This window comes from Pseudomonas sp. BF-RE-21, assembly GCF_019947305.1.
Classification (GTDB): Bacteria; Pseudomonadota; Gammaproteobacteria; order Pseudomonadales; family Pseudomonadaceae; genus Aquipseudomonas; species Aquipseudomonas migulae.
The window spans coordinates 1-15,904 of record NZ_JAGYGF010000062.1; the positions used below are offsets into that span (position 1 = coordinate 1).

A 15,904-nucleotide genomic window follows, 5' to 3' on the forward strand; every position below is an offset into this window, starting at 1 on the left:
CTGACACACCATCGCCGGCAAGCCGGCTCCTACAAGGATTATGCGTTCACTGGTTTATCGGGTTTAGCCAGCAACGTGTACACGCACGGCAGCACAAACAGCGTAAACAGCGTCCCGATCGACATCCCCGTGGCGATCACTGTGCCGATGTCGAACCGGCTGACAGCGCCCGCGCCCGTGGCAATGATCAACGGCACCATGCCAAACACCATCGCCGCGGTGGTCATCAGCACCGGACGCAGACGAATGGCCGCTGCTTCCTCAACCGCTTCGCGCGGCGTCAGGCCCTTGTCCTTGCGCAACTGGTTGGCGAACTCGACGATCAGGATCCCGTGCTTGCTGATCAATCCGATCAACGTCACCAGCCCGACCTGGGTGTAGATGTTCATGCTCGACCAGCCGAGGAACAGCGGAATCAGAGCACCGCAGATCGACAGCGGCACGGTCACCAGAATCACCAGTGGGTCGCGGAAGCTTTCGAACTGCGCCGCCAGCACCAGGAAAATGATCGCCAATGCCAAGGCAAAAGTGACCCACAGCGCACTGCCTTCCTGCACGTACTGCCGCGATGCACCGGCATAGTCGACGGCAAAACCTGCGGGTGCCTCTTCCCGGGCAATCTGACGCACCGCGTCGAGGGCTTCACCCATGCTCACCAGCGGGACCCCGGACAGGATCGCCGAGTTGAGCTGCTGGAACTGATTCAGTTGCCGTGGGCGTGCCCGGTCGGTCACGGAAATCAGGGTCGACAGGGCCAGCAGTTCGCCCTTGGTGTTCTTCACGTAATAGTTGTTCAGCCAGTCGGGGTTGTCCCGGAAGGGCCGTTCGACCTGCGCGATGACTTTGTAGCTGCGACCTTCAATGGTGAACCGGTTGATCTCCGCCTCGCCCAGCAACGTCGCCAGCGTGCCGCCCAGATCCTGCATGGACACGCCCATCTGCGCGGCCTTCGCCCGGTCGATATCGACCACGACTTCGGGTTTGTCAAAGGCCAGGTCAACGTCGACGAAGGCAAACTTGCCGGACTCCATCGCGCGTTTTTTCACCCGGTCCATCACTTGCAGCAACGACTCGTAATTGTTGGCGGTATTGACGACGAATTGAAACGGCAGCCCTTCGCCGGTCCCGGGCAGGGAAGGCAGGTTGAAGCCGAAAATCTGCAACCCTGGAATGCTTTCCAGTTTGCTCTGGACCGCAGGCAGGATCTGCATTTGCGTGCGCTCACGCTCGTTCCACGGTTTGAGCAGGAAACCGCCAATCCCCGATTGCACGCCGTTGAAGCCGTTGATCTGGAACGAGGAGTAGTACTCGGGAAACGCCTTGAAGATGCTGACGAACTCATCGGTGTAGGTGTTCAGGTAATCAAGGTTGGTCGGCTGCGGGGCGCTGGCCAGCATGAAAATGACGCCCTGGTCCTCGTCCGGTGCCAGTTCCGATTTGGTGAAGTTGAGCAGCACCGGAATCAGGCACAGCACGATCACCGCGAACACCAGCACCACCGGCCGCGTGTTGAGCGTGCCGTGCAGCATGCGCTGGTAGCGGCGCTTGAGACCTTCGAAAATCAGGTCCAGCCGGTGAGCGAGGCCGCTGGGGTTTTCGTCGTGGCGCAGCAGAAAGGCGCACATCATCGGCGACAACGTCAGGGCGACGATGCCGGAGATCACCACCGCACCGGCCAGTGTCAGGGCGAACTCCTTGAACAGCGCCCCGGTGAGGCCGGTCAGGAAGCCGATCGGGGCGTAGACCGCCGCCAGGGTGATGGTCATCGAGACCACCGGCATGGCGATTTCCCGGGCGCCTTCAATGGCGGCGTCCAGCGGCGTCTTGCCTTCTTCGATGTGACGGTGGATGTTTTCCACCACCACGATGGCGTCGTCCACCACCAGGCCGATGGCCAATACCATCGCCAGCAGGGTCAGCAGGTTGATCGAGTAGCCCATCATCTGCATGAAGAACATCACGCCGATCATCGACAACGGAATGGTCACCACCGGGATCACCACCGAACGCAGCGCACCGAGGAACAGAAACACCACGACGATCACGATCAACACCGCTTCGAACAGGGTTTTCACCACTTCGTCGATCGAGGCCTGGATGAACAGCGTGGCGTCGTAGGCAATTTCACCCTTGAGGTTCGGCGGCAGCTGGGCTTCCAGGTCCGGCATGATCTTGCGCACTTCCTTGATCACGTCCAGCGGGTTGGCGCCGGGCGTTGCCTTGATGCCGATGTACACCGAGGGCGTGCCACCGAAGGAGCTGATGGTGTCGTAGTTTTCCGCGCCCATCTCGACCCGCGCGACATCGCTGAGCAGCACCCGGCTGTCACCGTCGACCTTGAGCGGAATCGCGGCGAAGGCTTCGGCGGATTTGAGCTCGGTGTTGGCGTTGATGCTGGTGACCACGTACTCGCCTTTCACTTCGCCGGCGGCGGAGAGGAAGTTGTACTTGCGCACGGCATCGGTCACATCGCTGGCGCTGAGGCCGAAACCCGCCAGTTTCACCGGGTCCAGCCACAGGCGCATGGCGAATACCTGGTTGCCGAGAATCTCGGCCTCGGCCATGCCCGGCAGGGTCGCCAGTTTTGGCTGGATGACCCGTGACAGGTAATCGGTAATCTGCGGGTTACTCATTTCCTTGCTGAAGAAGCTGATGTACATCAGCGCCGACGCATCGGCGGCTTCCTTGCTCAGTACCGGGTCTTCGGCGTCCTGAGGCAACTGGTTTTTCACTTCGTTGGCCTTGGCCAGCAGCTCGGTGAACAAGCGGTCGCTGTTGGAACCGATGCGCGCGTAGATCGAGATCACCGAGAAGTTCTGACGACTGACCGAGGTCATGTAGTCGATGCCCTCGGCGCTCGCCAGGCTCTGTTGCATCGGTTGGGTGATGTAGCCCTGAATGGTTTCGGCGTTCGCCCCGGGGTACGCGGTGGTCACCGTGATCAGGGCGTTTTCCATTTGCGGGTATTGGCGTAGCGGCAGCTTGCTCCAGGCCTGAAAGCCCAGCAGCACAATCAACAGGCTGACCACGGTGGCGAGCACCGGGCGGCGGATGAACGGGTCGGTAAAAGCCATTGGGGGTTCCTTGATCAGTCAGCGCGTGGCTGACTGTTCTTCTCGGCCAGGGTCTTGTCGTCGCTGATGGCGATGTGCGCGCCGTTGTCCAGTTTGATCTGGCCGGCGGTGACCACTTTTTCGCCGTTCTTCACGCCTTTGGTAATCATCACCTGCCCATCGCGTCGCTCGCCGGTTTCGATGAAACGGCGTTCGGCGATCAGGATCGGTTGGCCCTTGTCGTCTTTTTCGACGCTGCCGTCTTCGGTTTTTTTCTGCGTTGCCACGTACAACGAATTGCCGTACAGCGTGTACGTGATCGCGCTTTCCGGTACGACGATGCGCGGCTGTGGGTCGGGCAGCATCACCTGCAGGCTGGCGAACATGCCCGGTAACAGTTTGCCGTCGGGGTTGGCCAGGGTCGCGCGGACCTGCATGTTGCGCGTGCTGTTCTCGATTTTCGGATTGATCGCGCTGATGGTGCCGGGGAAGGTCTGCGCCGGGTAGGCCGCAACGATGATTTCAACCGGCTGGCCGATGGCGATCTTCGGCACCGACTGTTCTGGCACGAAAAAGTCGACGTAGAGACTGCTGAGGTCTTGCAGGGTGGCAATCATGGTGCCGCTGGCAAGGTAGTCGCCAACGTCCACCTGCCGAATGCCTATGGTCCCGCTGAAGGGGGCGACGATGCTTTTTTTGCCGAGTGCAGCCTTGAGTTGATTGACCGTGGCTTTGCTTTTTTTCAGCACCGCCGAAAGTCGGTCGAATTCACCTTTGGAAATGGCCTGGCTGCCCACCAGTTGGCTACCGCGACCGTAATCGAGCTGGGCCAGCCCGAGGTCGGCCTGGGCGGTTTCCAGCAAGGCACTTTCCACGGCGCTGTCGAGGCGCAGGAGTGGTTGACCTACCTTGACCTTCTGCCCTGACTCGAACTGCAAATCGATGACGGTGCCGTCGGTTTCAAGGCTCAGGTCCACGCCTTGCAGCGCCTTGAGCGTGCCGACGGTAGGCAGGCGTTCCTGCCACGGTTGCTCGGTAGCAGTAGCCACGGCGACGCTGATCGGCGGTTTCGGCACAGCGAAGCCTTGAATCATCGTGTAGATGGAGAAGGCTTTGTAACCGGCCAGAACCAGCACGATCAGCAGAACAACACCCAACATGATCAGCATGCGGCGACGCAGCATATTTCCACTTCCTTGGAGAAAATCAGGTGAGACAGTCGGGCACATTACTCCGAGTGTGCCGGGTATTCCAACTGCCACTTTTCACAGGCAGGCGCAAAACCTGTAGGAGCAGAGCTTGCTCGCGAAAGCGGTGTGTCAGGCACATCCATTTTGCATGTGCCGCCGCCTTCGCGAGCAAGCTCTGCTCCTACAAGAGCGGGGCAGTCAGATGAGGTGCAGGTGGTTATCCCAGAGCCCCGCAGGCAGTTCGAGGGGTTTTGCAACAAGGTTTGTCTGGCGGCAATCGTAGTACCGGCATCGGCCTTGACCCGAGGTCACGACAAAACCGTCGGACACCGCACCCACCCCGGCGCAATCGGGAAGCGGCGCATCCAGGCGCACTTCACCGCTGTCCATGTCCCAGATGAAAAAACGATTGCCCCGTGGCGCCGTCAACGCGACCAGGCGCAAATCACTGTGCACCGCGACGCTGGCGGTGTAATGCCCCATGGCCTGCAACTGATGCTCGGGCACCGGGAACGCCACGAACGGTTGCCCCGGACGCTTGATCGCCAACAGCTCCGATGACTCATGGGACGGCCCCATGAATTGCTGACCGGCGACGATGGTGCCATCGCTGGCAATCCCCAGGTGCCGCACGCTGTTCATCTGTTGTGCGAGGGTTTCCTTGCTCAGCAATGTACCGTCGCGCTGCATCAGCACCAGGCTTGGTTCCATGGCGTTGAGGTTCATCTCGACGCGGCTTTCAGCCTCGGTGCGAATGCCACCGTTGGCCACCACCAGGGTTTCGCCATCGGGCATCCACGACACCTGATGCGGGCCGATGCCATGGGTTGAAATCTCGCCGCTGTGTACCAGGCGCTCGCCTTCGAACTTGTACACACCGAGCAAGCCGCGACCGGGATCGGACGTGTCGTTCTCGGTGGCGTACAGCCAGTCGCCGCTCTGGTGAATCACCGCGTGACCGTAGAAGTGCCGGTTCGGTTGCGAGACCACGGTTTGCAGCAGCGTGCCGTCGCGCAGGTCGATCAGGTAACTTTCGGTGCCCGGACGCCGGGCGACGAACAGCGCGATCGGCAGCGTCGGGTGGTTGATGATGTCGTGGCAACGCTGGCCGACCTGGGTGGCGAACACCCGCGTACCGTCCAGCCGATAACCGACGGCGTAGTGCTTGCCGTCGCCATCGTCCCGCGCCGAGAGCAGCAGCGGGCTCTTGTCCTTTTGCTTGAACAGCGTCCAGCCGCCCAGTGTCACTGCTCCCAGCAGCAAACTACCTAACGTCAGAGCCTGTCGTCGCAGCATGGCACTCGCCCTCATCAGTCACCGTCGTTGGCGTTGAAGCCCAGTTGGATGCCCAGCGCCTTGGCCAGTTCGCCTTCGTGCAGGCGGTGGACGACGTTGAGGCTGTCGTAGATGTCGTTGAGCTGCTGGCGACCGGCGTCGTCGTTGAGCATTTCAGTCAGCGAACGCTGGTTGCTGGCGAACAGTTTCAGGGACGCGGCGTAGGCGGCGTCGATCTTGTCGGCCAAGGGTTTCTGCTCGCTTGGCAGCAAGCCGCGCAGGCCTTTGTTGTCGACGCCTTCCCACACGGTTTTTGCGGCGGCGAGGCTCGCTTCCATACTCGTCAGGGAAGACTGGCTGCGCCACTGGTCAGCCTGGAATGGTTGCGGCACACCCTTGGTCTGGCGGCCCATCGGCGTGCCGAGTTTTTTCTTCAGGCTGTCGAGAGCGGTGACCTGTACACGCAGCAGATCGGCAATCGCTTCGTGGGAGTCGGCGTAGCGCTGGTTCGGGAATTTGCTCAACTGCGCGAGCATGCCGTCGGTGTTGTTCCAGGTTTGCAGAATCTCTTCGGCCAGCTGTTTCTGACGCTCGCCAATGGCTTTCAGCAGAGGGCAATACTTGGTTTTTTGCGCCTCGTTGGCCACGTCAGGTTTGCTGTCGAACAGGATGTATTCGTAGGCCGAGAGGCCTTGCACCACAACGCTGGATTTGGCCAGGGCGGTGGCATCGATCTGCGGTTGCGCGGTCACCAGTTGCTCGACCTGACGGCCCACCAGGTTTTTCTTGTCCGGCCAGAATTGCACCTGCCAGGCGCGATTGCCTTCGGCCAGCGGCCCGATCAGCAACGGTTGCAGCTCGGCCCAGGCTTTCTGCGCATGCAGGAAATCGGCACGTGCGGTGTCGAGGTTTTCCTTGCCTTCGCAATAGGCCAGCGCGCTGACGGCCAACTGGCGGTCGGCTTCAACCCAGCGCGTGTAGGTCGGCAGGATCACCGACTTGGCGATGGCCGCCGACGTGACAGCCTGCGGATCCTGCGGTGAGCAGGCGCCGAGGGCGAGTGCGGCAAGGCTGGTGAACAACAACTTGGGACGGAACATTTAGGGCTCCCGCTAAGGAATACGTTTAAAGGGAATTCAAAAACGCCAGCAACGCCGCGCGCTGCTCGGCATTGAAAGACAAAACCTGTTGCTGGGCCGCTTTTGCTTCGCCGCCATGCCAGAGCACGGCTTCGAGCAGATTGCGGGCGCGGCCGTCATGCAAGAACTGGGTGTGGCCACTGACTGCCTGCGTCAGGCCGATGCCCCACAACGGCGGCGTGCGCCAGTCGCGGCCACTGGCCTGGAATTCGCTGCGGTTGTCGGCCAGGCCGTCGCCCATGTCGTGCAGCAGCAGATCGCTGTAAGGGCGAATCACTTGATTGGCCAGTTCAGGTTCTGCCGCGTTGGCGGCGGTGGTGTATTTCGGTGTGTGGCAGGACTGGCAGCCAGCCTGGAAAAACAGGGTCTTGCCGGCCAGCACTTGCGGTGTGCCGACATCGCGGCGAGCCGGTACGGCAAGGTTACGGCTGTAGAACAGCACCAGACGCAGAATGTTATCGCTGACTTCCGGTTCGCCGTCCGGGCCGTTGCCGTTCGGCGCCTGTTTGCAGGCGGTTTGCGCCTCGGTGCAGTCATCAAAGGGCCTCAGGCTGGTCGTGAGGCCCATATCACCAGAAAACGCGTGAACATTCTGTTGATTGAGGTTCGGTTGCCCGGCCTTCCATCCAAATCGGCCGAGGACGGTTTTCTGTTGTGCGTCATCCCAGACCTGGTTCGGTCGGCCATTGATGCCGTTTTTCTCTTTGGCCTGCGCGGCGGCATTGGCGAGGATCGCTTCTTCCGGGATCGCCTCGAGCAGCCCAAGGCCAATCATTGGCGGGGCGACGCGCGCGGAGAAACGCGTGTCCGGGTGCATCGGGCCGTAGCCGAGTTGGGTGATCTGCAATGTCGGCTTGCGCAACTCGACTTCGGTGCCGTCCTTGAAACGCACCGGCACCGGCGTGTAATCAACCCGAACCTTGCCTTCCGGAACCACGCCGGGCACCGACATGTCCTGGAACTGGCCGCCGTAGACCGGCTCGGGCACGACACCTTGCTGCTCGATGATTTTGGCGTAGGTCGGTGAATCGGGTATCGACAGGCGCACCAGCATCGAAACGGCATTCAATGCATCAGGTGCAGGCGGGTGACCGCGACCGTCCTTGATATGGCAGCCCTGGCAAGCGTTGGTGTTGAACAGTGGGCCGAGGCCGTCGCGGGCCGTGGTGGTCGACGGGGCGATCACCCAGGGGTTGCGGAAGAAGCTGTTGCCGACGCTGAAGTCCACGCGCCGTGACGGCGGCAGGTTGGCGGAGGGCAGGGAAAAGGCGTTCTGATCGGTCTTGCGCACGGTCGCGCTGCCACCGGACCTGGCTTCACCGGGTTCGGCCTGGGTAAAACGCGGGGCGTCATCGCAGGCACTCAGGCCCAGGGCCAGAAACAGTGCGGACAAGCGAAGAGGCAGCGAGGGCATCAGACATCCTGCAAGACGAGCAAAACAAGGGCGCAAAGTCTAACAGGGCAGGGGAGATTGAATAAGAGGAATTATCGTTTGGTTGATGTGGGGCAGGGTTTTCCTGCAAACCACGATCCCCTGTAGGAGCGAAGCTTGCTCGCGAAAGCGGTGTACCAGTCGCCACTGTCGTTGAATGTGACGCCGTCTTCGCGGGCAAGCCTCGCTCCTACAAGGGGCGGTGTTGGGCAGGCATGAAAAAGGCGACCCGAAGGTCGCCTTTTTTATTCAGCCAGCGTTGATCAGAATTCGTGATCAGCGTTGTCCGGGTTCAGGTCGCTGATGCCCAGCTTGCCAGCGGCAGCTTCGATCGAACCGGTCTGCTTGACCAGCGAAGCGATGGCGTCACGAACGATCTGGTTGCCAGCGGTGTTGCCGGCAGCGATCAACTGGTCGTAGTGCTCACCCTTGTTGGCGTGATCGACAATGACCTGCATCTTGGCTTCGGTCGCAGCCAGGTCGGCTTTCAGCGCGGTGTCGGCCGCCGGGTCCGCCTTGGCCACCAGAGAGGACAGGCTGGCGCCGGTCATTTTGGTGCCGTCGACACGGGTGTATTCGCCCAGGTACACGTTACGAATGCCTTTGGCATCGTAGAACTGCGAGTTGTGGGTGTTGTCGCTGAAGCAGTCGTGTTCGTCTTCAGGGGAGTTGGCTTCCAGGGAAACCTTCATGCGCTCGCCCGCCAGTTCGCCCAGGGACAGGCTGCCCATGCCGAACAGCATTTTGCGCAGGCCGGAATCCACAGGTTCCGCTTCCAGGGTGGCGCGGTAGTTGTCGGCCACGTTCGGCTTCCAGTTACCGACCATTTCTTCCAGGTCGCTGACCAGCAGTTGGGTCACGGACTTCAGGTAAGCGCGACGACGATCGTTGTGACCGCCGGTGGCGCCTTTGCCTTCCAGGTAGTCGGAGGCTGGACGGTTGCCGGCGCCAGGGCCGGTGCCGTTCAGGTCCTGGCCCCAGAGCAGGAATTCGATGGCGTGGTAGCCGGTCGCGACGTTGGCCTCGGAACCACCCAGCTCGTTCAGGCTGGCGAGTTTTTCCGGGGTGATGTCTTTCACGTCGATCTTGTCTTCGCCGACCTGAACTTGAGTGTTGGCGATGATGTTGGCGGTCGCGCCCGGGTTACCCAGTGCGTGCTCGTAGGATTTGTCGACGTAGTCGATCAGGCCTTCGTCCAGTGGCCAGGCGTTCACCTGACCTTCCCAGTCGTCGATGATGGTGTTGCCGAAGCGGAACACTTCGCTCTGCAGGTAAGGAACGCGAGCAGCGATCCAGGCAGCCTTGGCGGCTTTCAGGGTGTCGGCGTTCGGCTTCGCGAGGAAGGCGTCGACGGCGGTTTGCAGGGTTTTCGCGGTGGATTCGGCATCGCTGTAAACGGCGAAGACGATGTCGGCGTAATGCGCGACAACGGCTTTGGCAGCGGCTTCGTCGACTTTGCCGGCAGCAGCTGGCGCAGGCGCAGCGGCCGGGGCCGTGGTAGTGGCGGCTGGCGTAGGCGCTGGGGCGGCAGCTTTGTCTTTGCCTTCGCCACAACCGGCGAGGGAAATAGCGATGGCCAACAGACTGGCGGTAGCCAGAGGCATACGAATCATGGCGAACATCCTGCTTCGAGAGGGGGTGGAATGGCGCAGCTAGCGCGCAAAACTGCGACATAATGCAAATCTTTCGCATTATGTGTAAAGAGTTGTTCTTGGAAATATTTCTTATTCAGACAGTGATTGTGTCGCAGATCAAAAGATCGCCGCCTCGTTTCACTCGACAGCTCCTACAGGCGCACGAGGTCCAATGTAGGAGCTGTCGAGTGAAGCGAGGCGGCGATCTCTTTTGATTTTTACAAAATAGCCGCGTTGCTGCGCTGGGCCTGCTTGAGATAGGCGCCCAGTTCTCGCGCCGGCAGTGGCTTGCTGTAAAAGTAGCCCTGACCTTCGTGGCAGCCTTCGGAAATGATGTAGGCCTCTTGCTCGATGGTTTCCACCCCCTCTGCAATGACCTGCATGCCAAGGCTCTTGCCCAACTGGATGATGGCCCGAACGATGGTTGCATCGTCGTCGTCATCGAGCAGGTCTTGTACGAAGCTCTTGTCGATCTTGATCTTGTCCAGCGGCAGGCTTTTCAGGTAACTCAGCGATGAGTAACCGGTGCCGAAGTCGTCGATGGCGATCAACGCACCGGAGCGACGAAGGCTCAGCAGGTGCTGGGCGGCGGTGCTGATGTCTTCCATCAGGCCGGTTTCGGTGACTTCCAGCTCCAGGCTGCGCGGTGGCAGGCGGTACATTTGCAGCAGGTTATTGACCACCCGCGGCAGCTCGGCGTGGTGCAATTGCACCGTGGACAGGTTCACCGCCATGCGCAGGTCGGTGAAGCCCTGGTCATGCCAGTCGCGCAATTGTTTACAGGCCTGATCCAGCACCCATTCGCCAATGGCAATGATGGTGCCGTTCTGCTCGGCCAGCGGGATGAACAGGTCCGGCGGCACCAGCCCGTGTTCGGGATGTTGCCAGCGAATCAATGCTTCGACGCCCACCACCCGGTGATCGCGGTAGCTGATCTGCGGTTGGTAGACGAGGTAGAACTGGTCGCGGATCAACGCGTCGCGCAGGTCCTTTTCCAGTTCGCGACGGCGACGCATCTCGGTGTCGACACTGGCGATATAGAACTGGTAGCGGTTGCGCGAGCGAGTCTTGGCCAGGGTCATGGTCTGCTCGGCTTTTTGCAGCAGCTTCTCGGTGCTGTCGCCATCCTCGGGGAACAAAGTGATGCCGATGGTGGCGCGCAGGCGAATCTCTTGATGATCGAGGGCGAATGCCGCTTCCAGGTCATCGAGAATGCTTTGCGCCAGTTCGGCGGCTTCGTAGGGTTGTTCGATATCGGCCTGAACCAGGGCGAACTGATCGCCGCCCAGTCGGGCGAGGGCGCCAAGGCGACCGCTGTGGCCCCGCAGGCGATCAGCCAGCGCCAGCAGCAGTTGGTCGCCGGTCTGATAGCTGAACTGTTCGTTGATGCCCTTGAAATCATCGAGGCCGACACACAACACCGCGACCCGGCGTTGCAGTTTGCCGGCGTCGACGAGGATCTTGTCCAGTTGCTGTTGCAATTGCTGGCGGTTCGGCAGGCCGGTGAGGAAGTCGTACTGGGCCATGCGCAGCAGGCTGTTTTCCGCTTCGTGGCGCAGGTGGGTGTTGCGCTCGATGGACTCGAGCAACTGGTTGGCGGTGTTGATCCAGATGCCGAGTTCGTTTTTCTCGTGGCCTCTGAGCTGTGGAATCTTGTGCTCGCTGGGGCGGTCCGGGTTGATTTCGGTCAGGTGCTCGATGATCCGCGACAGCGGTTTGGTCAGCAGCCAGTGGTAGACCAGATACAGCACCAGCCCCATGGCGAGGGCACGCAATACCCCGGAAATGAAGATGATCACCGAGCTGACGATGAACCCTTGTCCGTAGGTGGCGGTGTCGAGGGTGATGCTCAGGTCGCCGTAGTACTCGCTGTACGGGCCGCGACCCACCAGTTGAGTGGTGAAGGTGCGTTCCTTGCCGAGGATCAGGTCGGTCAGCCAGCGGCTGTTGGATTGCTGCAACTCGCGGGATTTTTGCGCCAGCATGGCTTCATTGGGGTGGCCGATGGAGGCCTGGCGGACGGCGTCGTCCTGAAACAGGCCTTCAATCACTTGCATACCCATCTCCCGGTCCAGGCTGTAGACGGCCTGGGTCGAGGGGTCGCGGAACATGTCGAGGATGCGCTGGGCATCGCCTGCCACGGCCTGGCGTGTTTTATAGGCATCGAAAACGATCTGCGCGCAGCTCAAGACCACGCCGACGATCAATGCCGACAGGAGCACGACCCGGAGCAACTTCACCGACAAGCTGTTCTTGAGTTCCAGCTTCAAAGAGTCATTCCTTGTTCCGTGCAGGTAGCATCAAGTTGCCATGAGTATTGGCAATCCGGTGATGGCAGTCAAAGGGACAATCAAACACAGGGGAATTTGCCTGTGGGTTGGCCGAAATGCTGTTGCCTGGAGTATTTGCCCTATTAGTACTGTGTCGGTAGTCGAGTCCTTCAACTTGAGGGGGATTTGGACTTATTTTCCATTTGGTTGATGGTAGACGTCTGTGGCGCTGGGGCAAGGGGCTTAACGCTTGTTTCATTGTCTGAAATCACCCATCTGCAACACCGCGATCTCCTGTAGGAGCCGGCTTGCTGCGGGCGGCGTTCCGACGATGGCGGCCTCATGGCGGACCATTTTCTTTCGGGTGTACATATCCATTGCTGCGGTAACGGCCACTTATGGTTTCGCCCTTACGGCGAGTCCCTTTTGTCAAACGCCACAAAAGGAACCAAAAAGTCTTGCCCCGGCGTCCGGCCCCTCGCTTAGGCTCGGCGTTCCCTCGCTCCGGTCCTGCTCCGTGGGCCCGCCGCCATCGGCCATCCATGGCCGGGGGCGGCTAACCCGGCATCCATGCCGGGTTGCCCACTGCGCAGAACCTCCACTCGGCCTCCCGAAGGGGCGCTCAGATCAAAAGCTGAAGGCGAGCTAACGCTCGGCCTGATGAGTGGTGAGAAGCGGGTGGTGGGCGCGAGTCTGCTTGTGTAGGAGCCGGCTTGCCGGCGATGGCGGCCTGACAGCCAACCTGTTTTCACGGATGTACCCACCCCCTGTAGGAGCCGGCTTGCCGGCGATGACGGCCTGACAGCCAACCTGTTTTCACGGATGTACCCACCCCCTGTAGGAGCCGGCTTGCCGGCGATGACGGCCTGACAGCCAACCTGCTTCCACGACTGTCCCCGAACCTTGTAGGAGCCGGCTTGCCGGCGATGACGGCCTGACAGCCAACCTGCTTTCGCGGCTGTACCCACCCCCTGTAGGAGCCGGCTTGCCGGCGATGACGGCCTGACAGCCGACCCGTTCTACGGGAACACCTGGGTTTGTACGTTTCCAGACCCATAAAAAAACCCGGCAAAAGCCGGGTTTTTTGACTGGCGTCGAGCTTAAGCGGTGAAGGTTTTGCCTTCGAACTGCTCAGCCACGAATTTCCAGTTGACCAGGTTCCAGAACGCTTCGACGTATTTCGGACGAACGTTGCGGTAGTCGATGTAGTAAGCGTGTTCCCAGACGTCGCAGGTCAGCAGCGGGGTGTCGCCGTTGGTCAGCGGGTTGCCGGCGCCGATGGTGCTGGCCAGGGCCAGGGAACCGTCAGCCTTTTTCACCAGCCAGCCCCAACCGGAACCGAAGGTGCCGATGGAAGTCTTGCTGAATTCTTCCTTGAACTTGTCGAACGAACCGAAGGAAGCCTTGATGGCTTCAGCCAGTGCGCCGGTTGGTTGACCGCCGGCGTTTGGCGCCAGGCAGTTCCAGTAGAAAGTGTGGTTCCAGACTTGAGCGGCGTTGTTGAAGATACCGCCCGAGGAAGACTTGACGATCTCTTCCAGGGTCTTGCCTTCGAACTCGGTGCCTGGCACCAGGTTGTTCAGGTTCACGACGTAGGTGTTGTGGTGCTTGTCGTGGTGGTACTCCAAGGTTTCCTTGGAAATGTGCGGCTGCAGGGCATCGTGTGCGTAAGGCAGCGGCGGCAATTCGAAAGCCATGATGATTCTCCTAATCAGGTCAGTTGCGGTGAGCGCAAGGCCGATCACGGGCGGCCAGACAAGCGCCGGGGAGTTTGTACTCTTTGCGGCGCATCGAACCGGATCATAGCACCGGGGGTGCGGCATAACCACGCAACAACTGTGTGGAATAGAGGTTCCAGAGCCATTTGGAATATCAGGTAGCGATGATCAGTTGGCCGGCAACAGCGAACATCATGACGGCCACCAACAAATCAAGGATCCGCCATGTGCTTGGCCGAGCCAGCCATGGCGCCAACCATGCGGCACCCAGCGCCAACGTGAAAAACCAAAGCAGCGAAGCGCTGGCCGCGCCGACAACATAAGCCCCGGGCTCGGTTTGTTGCGCACCGAGAGAGCCAATCAGTAAAACGGTATCCAGATAAACATGCGGGTTGAGCAAGGTCACCGCCAGGGCGCTGAGCATCACCGCGCGCAGTGAGCGGACCGTCTGGTTTTCACCCTGTTGCAGGCTTTGCTTCGAGCAGGCCCGGCGCAGCGCAAGGCTGCCGTACCACAGCAGAAACGCCGCGCCGCCCCAGCGAGCGATAGCCAGCAATGTCGGGTTTTGCGCCAGCACGGTCGCCAGACCGAATACACCGGCCGCTACCAGCAACGCGTCGCAGGTCACGCAGAGCGCTGCCACCGGCAGGTGGTGTTCACGTCGCAGGCTCTGGGCCAGCACAAACGCATTCTGAGTGCCGATCGCCATGATCAGCCCCGCGGCCACCAACAGGCCGTTCACATAGCTTTGCCACATAAGTTTTACTCCGCGTTGGCTGCCAGATCCCGCAACACTTGCAGGGCGCGTTCGGCATCGGCCTGGCCGACGAATAAATGGTCGTGGTAGTAACCGGCGATCACGTTGCAACTGATCCCGGCCTGGCCCAACGCGGTGGCGAACGCGGCGGTCAGGCCGACGGCTTCCAGGGCCGAATGCACGTTGAGGGTGATCCAGGCTGCGACGTAGTCGAAGCTGAAACCGGCCCGTTCTGCGTGGGAACGTTCCAGAATCACCGTCAGACCTTCCTGCTCGCGAAAGCTGCCGACAATCTCAAGGTTCGATGGCAATTGACCGTCCCGCAGGGTGCAGAACACGTATTCGCCAGCGTTGAGTTGCGGGCTCATGCTGCGTAGCAGTGTTGCCAGTGAAGTTTCGCCAGCCATGTCGGTAATCCTTGTTCAAGAGTTCTTGCCGCGCATTCTCTGCTGCTAACCTGTATAAGAAAAATCAATCATGCTGATCGCTCATTAGGAAAACTGATGTTCGACTATAAATTGCTTTCTGCGTTGGCCGCCGTGATCGAGCAGGCCGGTTTTGAACGTGCCGCAAAGGTGCTCGGCTTGTCGCAATCGGCGATCTCCCAGCGCATCAAACTGCTGGAAGCGCGGGTCGGCCAGCCGGTGCTGGTGCGGATGGCGCGACCGGTGCCGACGGAAATCGGCCGGCGTTTGCTCAACCATGTGCAGCAGGTGCGCTTGCTGGAGCGGGACTTGCAAACGCTGGTGCCGGCGCTGGATGAAGAAGGCCTGCCGGAACGTCTGCGCATCGCACTGAACGCTGACAGCCTTGCCACCTGGTGGGCCGAGGCGGTCGGTGACTTTTGTGCCGAGCAACATTTGCTGCTCGACCTGGTGGTCGAAGACCAGACCGTCGGCCTCAAACGCATGCGTGCAGGCGAAGTGGCGGCGTGTGTCTGTGCCAGCGAACGTCCGGTGGCGGGTGCGCGCAGCGTCCTGTTGGGCGCCATGCGTTATCGCGCGCTGGCCAGTCCGGCGTTCATCGCCCGGCATTTTCCACATGGCGTGCGCGCTGATCAGTTGTCGAAAACGCCGGCGCTGGTGTTTGGGCCGGACGATTTCCTACAGCATCGCTACCTCGCGTCCCTCGGCGTAGACGGCGGTTTCGAACACCATTTATGCCCGTCATCCGAAGGCTTCATTCGCCTGACGGAAGCCGGTCTCGGCTGGGGACTGGTGCCGGAATTGCAGGTGCGCGAGCAACTTGAGCGCGGCGTTCTGGTGGAGCTTTTGCCAGATAAGCCCATCGATGTGCCGCTGTACTGGCATCATTGGCGCAATGGCGGTCAGTTGCTGGGGTTGCTGACCGATCAATTGGTGCGCTCGTCGAAGCAATGGCTGGTGCCGTTGACCTGACCGGCAGCGTCAAGACCTCACGCACTACGCAAAACGAAA

11 protein-coding genes are annotated in these 15,904 nt (G+C 60.6%); 1 reads left to right on the forward strand and 10 read right to left on the reverse strand.

The features are described 5' to 3' along the window. Positions 1-38: 38 nt before the first annotated feature. From KGB25_RS26550 to KGB25_RS26595, 10 genes are all read right to left on the reverse strand, one after another. Entirely contained in the window at positions 39-3,074 is a 3,036-nt protein-coding gene (locus KGB25_RS26550; protein ID WP_223437344.1) for a multidrug efflux RND transporter permease subunit, read from the reverse strand. A 14-nt stretch (positions 3,075-3,088) separates the two neighbouring features. Then, on the reverse strand, positions 3,089-4,237 hold the full coding sequence (locus tag KGB25_RS26555) for an efflux RND transporter periplasmic adaptor subunit (protein ID WP_223437347.1): 1,149 nt from the start codon (positions 4,235-4,237) through the stop codon (positions 3,089-3,091). Between the two features lie 204 nt (positions 4,238-4,441). Continuing rightward, on the reverse strand, positions 4,442-5,539 hold the full coding sequence (locus KGB25_RS26560) for a DUF1513 domain-containing protein (protein ID WP_223437349.1): 1,098 nt from the start codon (positions 5,537-5,539) through the stop codon (positions 4,442-4,444). A gap of 14 nt (positions 5,540-5,553) precedes the next feature. Continuing rightward, positions 5,554-6,618 (reverse strand): imelysin family protein, encoded by a 1,065-nt coding sequence (locus KGB25_RS26565; protein ID WP_223437351.1) that lies wholly within the window; start codon positions 6,616-6,618, stop codon positions 5,554-5,556. 25 nt (positions 6,619-6,643) lie between these two features. Next, complete coding sequence (locus tag KGB25_RS26570; protein WP_223437353.1) at positions 6,644-8,071, reverse strand: di-heme oxidoredictase family protein; 1,428 nt, start codon at positions 8,069-8,071, stop codon at positions 6,644-6,646. Between the two features lie 281 nt (positions 8,072-8,352). Further along, on the reverse strand, positions 8,353-9,702 hold the full coding sequence (locus tag KGB25_RS26575) for an imelysin family protein (protein WP_008032101.1): 1,350 nt from the start codon (positions 9,700-9,702) through the stop codon (positions 8,353-8,355). Positions 9,703-9,941: 239 nt separating this feature from the next. Next, positions 9,942-11,993, reverse strand: coding sequence for a putative bifunctional diguanylate cyclase/phosphodiesterase (locus tag KGB25_RS26580; protein ID WP_008036514.1), 2,052 nt, complete (start codon positions 11,991-11,993; stop codon positions 9,942-9,944). A 1,100-nt stretch (positions 11,994-13,093) separates the two neighbouring features. Further along, entirely contained in the window at positions 13,094-13,690 is a 597-nt protein-coding gene (locus KGB25_RS26585; protein WP_223437355.1) for a superoxide dismutase, read from the reverse strand. 175 nt (positions 13,691-13,865) lie between these two features. Further along, positions 13,866-14,468 (reverse strand): LysE/ArgO family amino acid transporter, encoded by a 603-nt coding sequence (locus KGB25_RS26590; protein ID WP_008034357.1) that lies wholly within the window; start codon positions 14,466-14,468, stop codon positions 13,866-13,868. Positions 14,469-14,473: 5 nt separating this feature from the next. Further along, positions 14,474-14,875 (reverse strand): ACT domain-containing protein, encoded by a 402-nt coding sequence (locus KGB25_RS26595; protein ID WP_192228598.1) that lies wholly within the window; start codon positions 14,873-14,875, stop codon positions 14,474-14,476. A 96-nt stretch (positions 14,876-14,971) separates the two neighbouring features. On the opposite strand from KGB25_RS26595, the gene KGB25_RS26600 reads away from it, so the two are divergent. Further along, positions 14,972-15,865 carry a LysR family transcriptional regulator ArgP gene (locus tag KGB25_RS26600; protein ID WP_223437357.1) on the forward strand — a complete coding sequence of 298 codons (894 nt, stop codon included), beginning with the start codon at positions 14,972-14,974 and terminating at the stop codon, positions 15,863-15,865. Positions 15,866-15,904: the final 39 nt, after the last annotated feature.

Bases quoted from the DNA above. Each gene is read 5' to 3' on its own strand.
- KGB25_RS26550 (WP_223437344.1), bottom strand. From the start codon at position 3,074: ATGGCTTTTACCGACCCGTTCATCCGCCGCCCGGTGCTCGCCACCGTG.
- KGB25_RS26555 (WP_223437347.1), bottom strand. From the start codon at position 4,237: ATGCTGCGTCGCCGCATGCTGATCATGTTGGGTGTTGTTCTGCTGATC.
- KGB25_RS26560 (WP_223437349.1), bottom strand. From the start codon at position 5,539: ATGCTGCGACGACAGGCTCTGACGTTAGGTAGTTTGCTGCTGGGAGCA.
- KGB25_RS26565 (WP_223437351.1), bottom strand. From the start codon at position 6,618: ATGTTCCGTCCCAAGTTGTTGTTCACCAGCCTTGCCGCACTCGCCCTC.
- KGB25_RS26570 (WP_223437353.1), bottom strand. From the start codon at position 8,071: ATGCCCTCGCTGCCTCTTCGCTTGTCCGCACTGTTTCTGGCCCTGGGC.
- KGB25_RS26575 (WP_008032101.1), bottom strand. From the start codon at position 9,702: ATGATTCGTATGCCTCTGGCTACCGCCAGTCTGTTGGCCATCGCTATT.
- KGB25_RS26585 (WP_223437355.1), bottom strand. From the start codon at position 13,690: ATGGCTTTCGAATTGCCGCCGCTGCCTTACGCACACGATGCCCTGCAG.
- KGB25_RS26590 (WP_008034357.1), bottom strand. From the start codon at position 14,468: ATGTGGCAAAGCTATGTGAACGGCCTGTTGGTGGCCGCGGGGCTGATC.
- KGB25_RS26595 (WP_192228598.1), bottom strand. From the start codon at position 14,875: ATGGCTGGCGAAACTTCACTGGCAACACTGCTACGCAGCATGAGCCCG.
- KGB25_RS26600 (WP_223437357.1), top strand. From the start codon at position 14,972: ATGTTCGACTATAAATTGCTTTCTGCGTTGGCCGCCGTGATCGAGCAG.